At 68.8% G+C, this 11,936-nt stretch carries 11 protein-coding genes; 7 read left to right on the plus strand and 4 right to left on the minus strand.

Features of this window, described 5'->3' with window-relative positions; all coding sequences use genetic code 11:
* Positions 1-15: 15 nt before the first annotated feature.
* Positions 16-1,194 (minus strand): cystathionine gamma-synthase, encoded by a 1,179-nt coding sequence (locus tag VHB92_RS13075; RefSeq protein WP_325454199.1) that lies wholly within the window; start codon positions 1,192-1,194, stop codon positions 16-18.
* A 67-nt stretch (positions 1,195-1,261) separates the two neighbouring features.
* Positions 1,262-2,626, minus strand: a complete 1,365-nt coding sequence (locus VHB92_RS13080) for a cystathionine beta-synthase (protein WP_325454200.1) — start codon at positions 2,624-2,626, stop codon at positions 1,262-1,264.
* 550 nt (positions 2,627-3,176) lie between these two features.
* Here VHB92_RS13080 and VHB92_RS13085 point away from each other — a divergent pair.
* Positions 3,177-3,848, plus strand: a complete 672-nt coding sequence (locus VHB92_RS13085; protein WP_325454201.1) for a metal-dependent transcriptional regulator — start codon at positions 3,177-3,179, stop codon at positions 3,846-3,848.
* Here the strand turns inward: VHB92_RS13085 and VHB92_RS13090 are convergent.
* Entirely contained in the window at positions 3,845-5,038 is a 1,194-nt protein-coding gene (locus tag VHB92_RS13090) for an MFS transporter (RefSeq protein ID WP_325454202.1), read from the minus strand. The two genes, VHB92_RS13085 and VHB92_RS13090, sit on opposite strands and share 4 nt — an antisense overlap.
* 293 nt (positions 5,039-5,331) lie before the next feature.
* Between VHB92_RS13090 and VHB92_RS13095 the strand changes: the two genes are divergently transcribed.
* Together VHB92_RS13095 and VHB92_RS13100 are read left to right on the plus strand one after the other, a co-directional pair.
* Positions 5,332-6,009, plus strand: a complete 678-nt coding sequence (locus tag VHB92_RS13095) for a GntR family transcriptional regulator (protein ID WP_325454203.1) — start codon at positions 5,332-5,334, stop codon at positions 6,007-6,009.
* A 25-nt stretch (positions 6,010-6,034) separates the two neighbouring features.
* Positions 6,035-6,916 carry a LysR family transcriptional regulator gene (locus VHB92_RS13100; RefSeq protein ID WP_325454204.1) on the plus strand — a complete coding sequence of 294 codons (882 nt, stop codon included), beginning with the start codon at positions 6,035-6,037 and terminating at the stop codon, positions 6,914-6,916.
* A 91-nt stretch (positions 6,917-7,007) separates the two neighbouring features.
* On the opposite strand, the gene VHB92_RS13105 is transcribed toward VHB92_RS13100, so the two are convergent.
* Positions 7,008-7,982 (minus strand): aldo/keto reductase, encoded by a 975-nt coding sequence (locus tag VHB92_RS13105; RefSeq protein WP_325454205.1) that lies wholly within the window; start codon positions 7,980-7,982, stop codon positions 7,008-7,010.
* Between the two features lie 305 nt (positions 7,983-8,287).
* Here VHB92_RS13105 and VHB92_RS13110 point away from each other — a divergent pair, with 305 nt between their 5' ends.
* From VHB92_RS13110 to VHB92_RS13125, 4 genes are all read left to right on the plus strand, one after another.
* Positions 8,288-9,580 carry an ABC transporter substrate-binding protein gene (locus VHB92_RS13110; protein WP_325454206.1) on the plus strand — a complete coding sequence of 431 codons (1,293 nt, stop codon included), beginning with the start codon at positions 8,288-8,290 and terminating at the stop codon, positions 9,578-9,580.
* Positions 9,581-9,694: 114 nt separating this feature from the next.
* Positions 9,695-10,711, plus strand: a complete 1,017-nt coding sequence (locus VHB92_RS13115; RefSeq protein WP_325454207.1) for a sugar ABC transporter permease — start codon at positions 9,695-9,697, stop codon at positions 10,709-10,711.
* Positions 10,708-11,631 (plus strand): carbohydrate ABC transporter permease, encoded by a 924-nt coding sequence (locus VHB92_RS13120; RefSeq protein WP_325454208.1) that lies wholly within the window; start codon positions 10,708-10,710, stop codon positions 11,629-11,631. The genes VHB92_RS13115 and VHB92_RS13120 overlap by 4 nt, the downstream gene beginning before the upstream one ends.
* 4 nt (positions 11,632-11,635) lie before the next feature.
* Positions 11,636-11,932: a hypothetical protein gene (locus VHB92_RS13125; protein ID WP_325454209.1), complete on the plus strand. Its 297-nt coding sequence runs from the start codon at positions 11,636-11,638 to the stop codon at positions 11,930-11,932.
* Positions 11,933-11,936 lie beyond the last annotated feature (4 nt).

Here is an 11,936-nt window from a genome sequence, read left to right on the forward strand (position 1 = left end):
AGCCGCGGGTCGCCGCTACCGCGCGCTCTGGGCAGCCTGGTCGAGGGCCTGCTCGAGGTCGCCGATCAGATCGTCGACCGACTCGATGCCCACCGACAGCCGCACGATGTTCGCCGGCACCTCCAGCGCCGTGCCCCGAACGGACGCGTGCGTCATCTCGCTCGGGTACCCGATGAGCGATTCCACGCCGCCGAGCGACTCGGCCAGCTGGAACACCCTGGTGGATTCGACGAAGCGACGGGCCGCGCCCTCTCCGCCTGCGAGGGCGACCGAGAGCATGCCACCGAAACGAGACATCTGCCTCGCCGCGAGCTCGTGGCCGGGATGCGTCGGCAGGCCGGGGTAGTAGACGCGCTCGATGGCGGGATGCCGCGACAACCGGTCGGCGATCGCCTGCGCGTTCTCGGAGTGCCGTTGCATGCGCACCTCGAGCGTCTTGATGCCTCGCAGCGTGAGCCACGCCTCCATGGGTGCTGCGATGGCTCCGGCGGCGAACTGCTGGAAGGCCAGCTTGTCGGCGAGTTCGCCTGTGTTCAGAACGACGGCGCCGCCGATCACGTCCGAGTGGCCGCCCAGGTATTTGGTGGTCGAGTGCACCACGACGTCGGCGCCGAGCGCCAACGGCTGCTGCAGCGCGGGCGACGCGAACGTGTTGTCGACGACGACGGCGGCGCCCACGGCGTGTCCGAGCTCGGCGAGCGCCGCGATGTCGCTGACCTTCATGAGCGGATTGCTCGGCGTCTCGATCCACAGCAGTCGTGTGCCGTCCACGTCGAGCGCGTTCCGCACGGCATCGAGGTCGGTCAGGTCGACGGCGGTATGCCTGATGCCCCACGCTCCGTGGATTCGATCAATCAGACGGTGCGTTCCGCCGTAGACGTCGTTGCCGAGCACGAGGTGGTCCCCTGCTGCGAGGGCGCAGCGCAGCAGTGCGTCCTCCGCCGCGAGGCCCGACGCGAAGGCGAGCGCTCGATCACCGCCCTCGAGGGAGGCCAGCGCCACCTCGAGCGAGGTGCGCGTCGGGTTGCCGGAGCGGCCGTACTCGTACCCGCCGCGCAGGCCCCCGACGCCGTCCTGCACGAACGTCGAGGTCTGGTAGATGGGCGGCACGACAGCCCCGGTGGTCGGGTCGAACGCCTGCCCGGCATGGATGGCGCGGGTCGCGAATCCCTGTTCCGCATCGGCGTTGGTCATGGTCGTCTCTCCTCCGTGTGGTCGCGGGCCTGCTTCGTCGGAACGGGCACCGGCATCCTCTCGGCCGTCAGCGGCTCAGGAACGCGAGCAGGTCGGCCCTGGTGATCACCGAGACCGGCTTGCCCTCGTCGGTCACGAGCAGCGCGCTCGTCTCGCCGAGCGCCGCCCTTGCCGCACCGACGGGCTCGTTGAGGCCGATCAGGGGCATGGGCGGGGCCGCGAGCGATCCGACGCTGTCGGCCATCTTCGCCTCGCCCGCGAACACGCGGTCGAGCAGCGTCCGCTCGTCGAGCGATCCCACCACTTCGCCGATGACGACGGGCGGCTCCGCGCTGAGCACGGGCAGCTGGCTCACGCCGTACTCCGCCATGATGGCCACGGCGTCGTGCACCGTGTCGCTGGGATGCGCGTGCACGAGATCCGGAAGCGAGCCCGCCTTCGTCGCGATCACGTCGCGCACGGTCGCCACGCCCGAGACCTCGCTGAAGCCGTAGGAGCGCATCCATGCGTCGTTGAAGATCTTGCCCAGATACCCGCGGCCCCCGTCCGGAAGGAGCACGACGACCACGTCGTCAGGGCCGAGGTCGCGCGCAGCGCGCAACGCGGCGACGACGGCCATGCCGCTCGATCCGCCGACGAGCAGGCCCTCCTCGCGCGCGAGCCGGCGCGTCATCGCGAACGAGTCGGCGTCGGAGACGGCGATGATCTCGTCGGGGACCGACGGATCGTAGGCATCCGGCCAGAAGTCCTCTCCGACGCCCTCGACGAGATACGGCCGCCCGGTGCCGCCGGAGTACACGGAGCCCTCGGGGTCGGCGCCGACGATGCGCACGCGGCCGTCGGACACCTCCTTGAGGAATCGTCCGGTCCCCGTGATCGTGCCGCCCGTGCCGACACCGGCCACGAAGTGCGTGATGCGCCCATCGGTGTCTCGCCAGATCTCCGGACCCGTCGTCTCATAGTGGCTGCGAGGGCCGTTCGGGTTGGCGTACTGGTTGGGCTTGTACGCGCCCGGGATCTCGCGGACGAGCCGGTCGGACACGCTGTAGTACGAATCGGGGTCGTCGGGTGCGACGGCCGTCGGCGTGACGACGATCTCGGCTCCGTATGCGGTGAGCACGTTGCGCTTGTCCTCGCCCACCTTGTCAGGCAGCACGAAGACGCACCGGTACCCGCGCTGCTGCGCGACGAGCGCGAGCCCGACGCCGGTGTTGCCGCTCGTGGGCTCGACGATGGTTCCGCCCGGCCCCAGCAGACCGTCTCGCTCGGCTACGTCGATGATGCGCTCGGCGATGCGGTCCTTGCTCGAACCGCCCGGGTTCAGATACTCCACCTTCACCAGCACCGTAGCCCGGATGCCTTCGGTGACGCGGTTGAGGCGGACGAGCGGGGTGTTTCCGACCAGGTCGGTGACTGAGGCGGCGAACTTCATGGTTGTCCTGGCTTCTCGTAAGGTCGGTCGTCGGTCGGATGCCGCGCGCACGCCTCACGGGCGGCACGCTCTCAGCGACGACAACAGTTCAGGAACACGTGCACCAGCCTACGGGAAGCTCCGGGTTTCTCCGTACACCGCCGGTCGAGCCCGTCGAAACCGGGCCACCCCTACCGCCGGTTGAGCCTGTCGAAACCGGGCCACCCCAGCCGCCGGTTGAGCTCATCGAAACCGCGCCACCCCTACCGCCGGTCGAGCCCCGCCGAAACCGGGCCACCCCAGCCGCCGGTTGAGCTCATCGAAACGGGGCCACCCCTACCGCCGGTTGAGCCTGTCGAAACCGGGCCACCCCTGCCGCCGGTTGAGCTCGTCGAAACCGGGCCACCCCTGCCGCCGGTTGAGCTCGTCGAAACCGGGCCACCCCAGGAGGGTTTCGACATGCTCAACCCTCGGTGGCGGCTCAACCCTCGGTCGCAGCTCAACCCCCCGGTCGCGCTCGACAGGCCGACCCGCGGTGCTCGACATCGCGGGCGTCCCTAGACTGATCGCCATGTCCGTCTCGTCCCTCACGAACACGGCGCAGGACTACCTCAAGGTGATCTGGGCGGCGAACGAGTGGGAGCAGACCCCCGTCACGGTGTCCGCGCTCGCGGCCCGCATCGGGGTGCGAACGGCCACGGTGAGCGACGGCATCCGGCGTCTGACCGAGCAGGGCCTCGTGGTGCACGAGCCGTACGGCGCGGTGGCACTCACGGAGTCGGGCCGCACGCACGCCCTGGCCATGGTGCGCAGGCACCGGCTGATCGAGACCTTCCTCGTGGAGACCCTGGGGTACCCGTGGGACGAGGTGCACGACGAGGCCGAGGTGCTCGAGCACGCCGTCTCGGACACGCTGGTGGATCGCATCGACGCGGCGCTCGGGCATCCGGTGCGCGACCCGCACGGCGACCCGATTCCCACTGTCGACGGCGACCCCCGCACACCGCGGGCCCATCGGCTGGTCGAAGCCGATGCCGCTGTGGATCAACGGATCGTGCGCATCTCCGATTCCGATCCTGCCGTGCTGCGGTACCTGGCCGAACGCGGAGTCCGGCTGGATGCCCGGGCCACCCTCCTGGAGACCCGGCCGTTCGCCGGCGACGTGGTCGTCTCGATCGACGGCGGCGACCCGATCACGGTCGGCGTTGTCGCGGCAGACGCGATCTGGGTGGCGACCGTCTAGCCCCGGGCCGGCTGCGACGCGGCCCCCGCCTGCTGCAGTTCGGGCTCGACCTCGGCGGATTCCCGCGGAACGATCGGCACGGCCGCGAAGGGCGCGAGCGCGACGACGGCGAACGCGATCGGGAACCCGACCAACGAGATGAGACCGCCGACCGCCGGGCCCACGATCGAGGCGGCCAGGAACTGCCCGGTGTTCTGGGTGCCCAGCGCCCGTCCCGACCAGAACGGCCCGGCGATCTCGGCGACCGCGGTGTACGCGAGCCCGTTGTCGGCGACGGTGATCGTGGCGGCGAGGATGAGCGCCGCGGCACCGGCCCACGCCGGCGCAAGCTCGGACAGCGCCAGCACGATCATGACGGCCGCGGCCGTCCACGCCACCCAGCGCAGCGGGCGCAGCCTCGAGCCGACACGGTCGGACAGCACCCCGACGGCCACGCGGCCGAGGGCGCCGACGAACTGGGAGACGCCGACCACGATGCCTGCCGCCGTGGTGTTCATGCCTCGGTCGGCCGTCAGCCAGATGAGGCCGAAGATCGACACCGTGAACTGCGGAACGACCAGCAGCGCCGATGCCAGGTGGATGCGGGCCAGCGTCGCCCCTCCTCGGTAGGGGTTCGCCGGCTTCTGCCCTGCGGCGGCCTTGGCCGCCTGCCGCGGCGGATCGGCGATCACGATCGCGCTGAGAACGGCCAGCGCGCCGGTGAGCACGAACGGCAGCAGCATCGCCACGGAGATGCCACCCGCCGCGGCCAGCGGCGGCACCGCGACCGCGGCCACCGCAACGCCGAGCGGCTGGCACATCTGCCTGACGCCCATCGCCAGCCCGCGGCGCTCCTTGGGGAACCATCCGACGACGACCCGGCCGCTCGCCGCGTTCGTGCTCGCGGATGCCGCGCCGCCGAGCAGCAGGAACCCGGCGAGCCCCAGGTATCCCGACGCGGTCATCGCGCCGAGCGCGGCGAGCGCCGTGAGCGCCATACCGCCCGCGATCACCCACCGCTCCCCCACGCGATCCGTGAGAGCTCCCCAGGCGACGAGCGTCAGCACGAGTCCGAGCGTCGGCGCCGACGCCAGCAGCCCCGCCTGCGCGAGCGGGATGCCTCGCTCGGTGTGCAGCAGCGGGATGAGGAACGCGGGCGCCGACTGGAAGACGGTCCCGGCGCCCTGCGCCAGTACTGCCGTGCCGAGCATGAGCCACGGCCGAACGGATCCCGTTCGGGGCGTCGAAGCGGTGTGTGCTGGTCGTCTCGGCGCCATAAGGCCTTCTCCTCACCGACGGGCCGCGCGCCCGGAGAACGTGCCGTCTCCGTGCGGCGGCCGCGGGCTCGATCGACCGTGACTCGTGCTCGTTATGGGATACCATAATGGTATACCAAGCATCGGGCAACATCCTCTTGATCGGCTCGCCCTCGTTCGGCCCATACTGGATCGGCCCGTGCCGTCGGCGACGGGGCCGAACGCGACGAAAGCGGGAACGAGCATCCATGCAAGGCGCCTCACAGACCGACCAGGTCTACGACCAGGTGCGACAGGCCATCCTGTCGCTCGACATCGTGCCGGGTGCCCGGCTCAGCGAACGAGGTCTCGAGGCGGACTTCGGTGCGTCGCGCACGCCCGTGCGTGCCGCGCTCATGCGGCTGCAGAACGAGGGCCTCGTCGCCCGCGACGGCCGCGCGTGGCTGACGACCCCCATCGATCTCGACGAGGTCGCCGCGCTGGCCGAGTACCGGGAGGCGGTCGAAGCGGCGGCCGCCAGGCTGGCCTGCGAACGGGCATCCGATGCCGAGCTGGCGCGGTTCGCCGAGGCGGTCACGGCGCAGAGCACGGAGCCGGACGACGAGCACGCCGGCATGCGGCGCGGATCAGACTTCCACGAGGGCCTGGCGGCGCTGAGCGGCAACAGCTTCATCGTGCAGGCGGTCGCGGATGCCGTGACCCGCATGGCACGGGCCCGCTGGCTGGAGATGCGCACGGAGGAGGGCAGGGCTGCCGCGTGGAAGGAGCACGCGGAGATCGTGGATGCCATCGCGCACCGCGATGCCGACGCCGCGGCCACCGCGATCGCCAGGCACACGCAGGCGAACCTGGACCGGCTGCTCGCCTCGATCCGTTCGGATCGGCGGGCCTTCGGAGCGCGCGGACTGCGCATCGTCGGCGAGTGACGTGCAGGTGGCGTAGCGTCGCGTCGTGGAATTGCGGCAACTGGAACACTTCATCGCCGTCGCGGAGGCACGGCACTTCACCAAGGCGGCACGCTCGCTGAACATCTCGCAGTCCGGCCTGTCGGCATCCATCAGGGCTCTCGAGACCGAGCTGCGCACCGAGCTCTTCCTGCGCAGCACGCGCAAGGTGGAGCTGACGCAGGCGGGACGCGCCCTGTTCGCCGAGTCGGTGCGCACCGTGGCGAGCGCCGCTGCCGCGAAAGACGCGGTCGCGGCCGTTCGCGAGGTGATCTCCGGCACGCTCTCGGTCGGGTCGGAGCAATGCCTCGGGCTCGGGGACCTGCCTGCTGAGCTCGCGGACTTCAGATCCGCGCATCCCGGAGTGCGCGTGCGTCTCGGCTTCGCGGGCTCTGCCCGCCTGCTGGATGACGTCGCATCCGGTCGCCTCGACGTCGCGCTGATCGCCGAGTGCGGCGTGAATCCGCTGGGCGTGCGCGTTCGCAGGGTCTCGACCGAGCCGTTCACGGTGCTGTGCAGCACGAGCCACGACTGGGCGTCGCGGGCGTCGGTCACCCTGCACGACATCGCGAAGGAGACCATCGTCGGCTTCCAGAGCGACTGGGGCGCTCAGCTGCTGGTCGGCAGGGCGCTGGCCTCGATCGGCGCGAATCACACGGCCGACCTGGAGACGAACGACGTGCACTCCCTGCTCGACCTCGTTCAGCACGGCCTCGGCGTCGCCGTCGTGCCCGCGCACTTCGCGAAGAAGCGGCCGAACGCGTTGGCGTCCGTGCCGCTGGATGCGCCCGGCCTCGAGTGGTCGGTCGGCGTCGCCACGCCCGAGATCGTCGGGCCCGCCGCCACCGCCTTCCTGACACAGCTGGAGGGGTCGGCCCTCGCCGCGTGAACGGGCCCGCTGCGGGCTGAGCCTGTCGAAGCCCGGCACTGGGCACGGTATTCGACAGGCTCAACCCGCGGTATCGGTCGGCGCCGACGATCTACCAGGCGTAGTCCTCGGGGGCCGTCTTGTACCCGGGGAAGATCTCGTCGAGGCGCGCGAGCGCTGCCTCGTCGAGCTTCACGTCCAGCGTTCCGAGGATGCTCGTGAGCTGCTCGGGCGTGCGGGGCCCGGTGATCGGACCGGTCACCGCCGGCTGGTGGAGCAGCCAGGCCAGGGCGAGCTGCGCCGGCTCGACGCCCAGCTCGTCGGCGAATGCCTCGTACTCCTCGAGCTGCTGGCGGTGTCCCTCCAGCGACTGCGCAGAACGGCCCTCGTTACGACGGGATGCGTCGGCCTGCTTCTTGATGATGCCGCCGAGCAAACCGCCCTGAAGCGGGGACCAGGGGATGATGCCGAGCCCGTACTGCTGTGCGGCGGGGATCACCTCGCGCTCGAGATCGCGAACGATGAGATTGTAGAGCGACTGCTCGCTCACGAGTCCCAGGAAGTGGCGTGAGGCCGCGGCCTCCTGCGCCTGAGCGATGTGCCAGCCGGCGAAGTTGCTGCTTCCCGCGTAGATGACCTTGCCCTGCTGAACGGCCACCTCGATCGCCTGCCAGATCTCGTCCCACGGGGTGTCGCGGTCGACGTGGTGAAACTGGATCAGCTCGACGTGGTCGGTCTGAAGCCGGCGAAGGCTGGCGTCGATCGAGTTGCGGATGTTCAGGGCGGACAGCTTGCCGCTGTTCGGCCACGAGTTGCCCATGTCGCCGTAGAGCTTGGTGGCCAGCACGGTCTTCTCCCGGCGTCCACCGCCCTGCGCGAACCAGTTGCCGATGATCTCCTCGGTTCGGCCGTGGTGGTCCGGGCCGCCGTAGCCGTTCGCGGTGTCGAAGAAGTTGATGCCCTCGCCCAGGGCGGTGTCCATGATGGCGTGAGAGGTCTGCTCGTCGGTCTGGGGGCCGAAGTTCATCGTTCCGAGCACGATGCGAGACACCGTGAGACCGGTGCGTCCGAGATGCGTGTAGTCCATGCCATAAAGACTTGTCTCCCGAGCACTCATGCGTCCAACGGGAGAATTCGATCATTTCGAACGACCAGCGTTCTCAATAACGGCTCGGATACAGCTTGTAAGCGTTTGACGCAAACGCTTACATTTTGGGCCTGGGTGGGCTTATCGTTCCCTGTGACACGGTGCGGTCTTGCCTGTGCGCCGCTGTTGGCGGTGCAGCGAGGGGCAGAACGGCATCCGCTGGCATCTCACAAGGAACGCCACGTGTCGACACTCAGCACATAGGCACACAGCACACGAAGCATCACGCTCGAAGAGGAGTGGACATGAGAAGAGCGCGCAAAACGGCCCTGCGGATGTCGGGGGTCGCCGGCGTCGCCATACTCGGCATGGTCTTGGCCGGTTGTTCTGGCGGCGGCGGAAGCTCCAACCCGTCGCAGGAGAACCTCGACGGCAAGGGCCCGATCACATACGTGCAGGGCAAGGACAACAGCAACGTGGTCCGCCCCCTGATCGCCAAGTGGAACAAGGCGCACCCGGACGAGAAGGTCACCTTCAAGGAGCAGTCCGACAAGGCCGACCAGCAGCACGACGACCTCGTGCAGAACTTCCAGGCGAAGAACGCCAATTACGACGTCGTCGACGTGGACGTCGTGTGGACGGCCGAGTTCGCGGCCAAGGGCTGGCTGCAGCCGCTGACCGGAAAGATGAAGATCGACACGTCGAAGCTGTTCAAGCCCACCATCGCGACGGGCACGTACAACAACACGCTGTACGCAGCGCCCCAGACCAGCGACGGCGGCCTGCTCTACTACCGGACTGACCTCGTCAAGACGCCGCCCACCTCGTGGGACGACATGATGAAGGACTGCGACATCGCGAAGCAGGCGGGCATCGGATGCTACGCGGGCCAGTTCGCGCAGTACGAAGGCCTCACCGTGAACACGGCCGAGGCGATCAACACCGCGGGCGGCACGATCGTCGGCAAGGACGGCAAGACGCCGACGGTCGACTCGCCTGAGGCGAAGAAGGGCCTCCAGCGACTCGTCGACGGCTTCAAGGACGGCAACATCCCGGCTGAGGCCATCACGTATCAGGAGGAGCAGGGTCGTCAGGCGTTCGAGTCCGGCAAGCTCCTGTTCCTGCGCAACTGGCCGTACGTCTACAACCTCGCGAAGACCGACGGCTCGAGCGTGGTGAAGGACAAGTTCGGTGTGGCGCCGCTGCCCGGCAACGGCGACGGCAAGCCCGGCGCATCCAGCCTCGGTGGACACAACGCTGCGATCAGCGTGTACTCGAAGCACAAGCAGACCGCGCACGACTTCATCGAGTTCCTGCAGAGCGCCGAGACCCAGAAGTTCTTCCTCACGCAGGGGTCCCTGGCTCCCGTTCTCGCCTCGCTGTACGACGACGCGGCGCTGAACAAGCAGTTCGGGTACCTGAGCACGCTGAAGAAGTCGATCGAGAGCGCGGTTCCTCGTCCGGTGACGCCGTTCTACCCGGCCGTCACCAAGGCCATCCAGGACAACGCGTATGCGGCGCTCAAGGGTGACAAGACGGTGGACAAGGCGCTGAGCGACATGTCGGCGGCGATCAAGTCGGCGGGCTCGGGCAGCTAGCCGAAGCGGCGGTCCGGCGACGAGGCATCTGCTCGCCGCCGGACCGCTCCATACTCTCCTCGGCTCCGCCACGATGCACGGCGGGCCATCGGCACCAAGCGACTGGAGACGCGCATGTCAACGGAGACAGCGACACCGATCGGGACGGTCAGGGCACCGCGCCCCGGCCGGCAGCAACGCAAACGCGGGCAGGTGAGGGTGGCCCTGTGGCTGCTCCTGCCCACCATGGCCCTGTTGGCGGTGGTGATCGGCTACCCGATCGTCAGCGCCGTCGTGATGTCGTTCCAGAAGGACGCCGGGCTCGATTCAGCCACCGGCATGTTCGTTCAGGGCGGCTTCGCGGGCTTCTCGAACTACACGCACTGGCTTCTGCAGCAGTGCTCCTCGTCGACGGGAACCGTCGCCTGTCCGCCTGGCAGCCTCGGCGCTCAATTCTGGAACGCCGTCGGCGTGACCTTCTTCTTCACCGTGGTCACGGTGGTGCTCGAGACGCTGTTCGGGCTCTGGATGGCCATCATCATGAACCGCACGTTCCACGGCCGCGGCATCGTGCGGGCCGCCATCCTCGTGCCGTGGGCCATTCCGACGGCCGTCACCGCGAAGCTCTGGTTCTTCATCTTCTCGGCGGCGGGCATCGCGAACGCCCTCATCGGGCAGCGCGTGCTGTGGGTGAGCGGCGAATGGTCGTCGCGGTGGGCGATCATCATCGCCGACACGTGGAAGACCACGCCGTTCATGGCGCTGCTCATCCTGGCCGGCCTGCAGCTCATTCCCGAGGAGCTCTACGAGGCGGCGAAGGTGGACGGCACGACCACCGTGCAGCGCTTCTGGCGCGTGACGCTTCCGCTGCTGAAGCCTGCTCTGATGGTCGCCGTGCTGTTCCGCATCCTGGATGCGCTGCGCATCTACGACCTGCCCGCCATCCTCACCGGCGGCGGAGGCGGCAGCGGCAACGCGACCACCACCCTCTCGATCCTGGTCGTCGACCAGATCAGACAGGGACCGAACAGCGCATCGGCGCTGTCGACGATCACGTTCATCATCATCTTCCTGGTCGCCTTCATCTTCGTGCGCTTCCTCGGCGCCAACGTCGTGCGAACCCAGGAGTCCCAGCAGAAGGGCACGCTATGAGCGCCATCGCGGGGCCGACCACGGCGACGGTCGAAGGAGACCAGCTGCGACGATCGGGGACGAAGACGGCGAACAAGACCGGACGCCGCCGCCGTCGGAATCAGAGCATCCGCACCGGGATCAGCGCGATCATCATCGTCGTCTGGTGCCTCGCACCGTTCTACTGGATGATCGTCAGCTCGTTCCGCGACGTGGGCTACACGTTCGACACGACGCCGTGGTTCACCCACTTCACGTTCGACAACTACGTGACCGCCCTGTCGACCAACCTCGGAAACCACCTGGGTCTGGCGCTGCTGAACAGCCTCATCATCGGCGGCGTGACCACCGTGGTCTGCCTGCTGTTCGGCATCTTCGCGGCGTACGCCCTTGCCCGGCTCGACTTCAGGTTCAAGGGCATCGTGATGGGCGTCATCCTCGGCGCATCCATGTTCCCGGGTGTCGCCCTGCTGACCCCGCTGTTCCAGCTGTTCACGAACTGGGGCTGGATCGGCACGTACCAGGCGCTGATCCTCCCTGACATCTCGTTCGCGCTTCCGCTGACGGTGTACACGCTCACGTCGTTCTTCCGTGAGATGCCGTGGGACCTGGAGGAGGCGGCGCGGATCGACGGATGCACGCCGGCGCAGGCGTTCCGCAAGATCATCCTGCCGCTGGCCGCTCCTGCCGTGTTCACGACCGCGATCCTCGCGTTCATCGCGAGCTGGAACGAGTACCTCATCGCCAGCCAGCTGACCACTGATGCCACGCAGACCGTCACCGTCGCGATCGCCGGCTTCACGGGCAGCCAGCCGCACCAGGAGCCGTACACCGCGGTCATGGCGGCCGGCGTGGTCGTGACCATTCCGCTGGTGATCCTGGTGCTGATCTTCCAGCGCCGCATCGTGGCCGGCCTCACCGCCGGTGGGGTGAAGGGGTAGAGCCATGCACGGCATCCGGGTGATGAGCAGCAACGCCCAGCGCGACCCGCGGGAGATCCTCGACCTCTTCCTGGGAGCCACGGGGTTCTTCACTGCCGCGTTCTTCGTCATCACGGTGCTCTACGAGGTCACCGGTCAGGATGCCCTCGGCTGGGCGCTCGCGCTGCTCGCGTTCGTCGTGCTGCTGGCGCTGCTGCTCGCAGCACGCCACCGCATGACCAGACGGATGCTCGCGGCGCAGGAGACCGCGGCCGCCGCGAGCTCCGGCCCGGCAGACGGCGCCGACCCGCTCCTCCCCTAGAACG

Source organism: Humibacter sp., from assembly GCF_035547335.1.
Classification (GTDB): Bacteria; Actinomycetota; Actinomycetes; order Actinomycetales; family Microbacteriaceae; genus Humibacter.

Bases quoted from the DNA above. Each gene is read 5' to 3' on its own strand.
- VHB92_RS13075 (WP_325454199.1), bottom strand. From the start codon at position 1,194: ATGACCAACGCCGATGCGGAACAGGGATTCGCGACCCGCGCCATCCAT.
- VHB92_RS13080 (WP_325454200.1), bottom strand. From the start codon at position 2,626: ATGAAGTTCGCCGCCTCAGTCACCGACCTGGTCGGAAACACCCCGCTC.
- VHB92_RS13085 (WP_325454201.1), top strand. From the start codon at position 3,177: ATGTCCGTCTCGTCCCTCACGAACACGGCGCAGGACTACCTCAAGGTG.
- VHB92_RS13090 (WP_325454202.1), bottom strand. From the start codon at position 5,038: ATGCTCGGCACGGCAGTACTGGCGCAGGGCGCCGGGACCGTCTTCCAG.
- VHB92_RS13095 (WP_325454203.1), top strand. From the start codon at position 5,332: ATGCAAGGCGCCTCACAGACCGACCAGGTCTACGACCAGGTGCGACAG.
- VHB92_RS13105 (WP_325454205.1), bottom strand. From the start codon at position 7,982: ATGGACTACACGCATCTCGGACGCACCGGTCTCACGGTGTCTCGCATC.
- VHB92_RS13110 (WP_325454206.1), top strand. From the start codon at position 8,288: ATGAGAAGAGCGCGCAAAACGGCCCTGCGGATGTCGGGGGTCGCCGGC.
- VHB92_RS13115 (WP_325454207.1), top strand. From the start codon at position 9,695: ATGTCAACGGAGACAGCGACACCGATCGGGACGGTCAGGGCACCGCGC.
- VHB92_RS13120 (WP_325454208.1), top strand. From the start codon at position 10,708: ATGAGCGCCATCGCGGGGCCGACCACGGCGACGGTCGAAGGAGACCAG.
- VHB92_RS13125 (WP_325454209.1), top strand. From the start codon at position 11,636: ATGCACGGCATCCGGGTGATGAGCAGCAACGCCCAGCGCGACCCGCGG.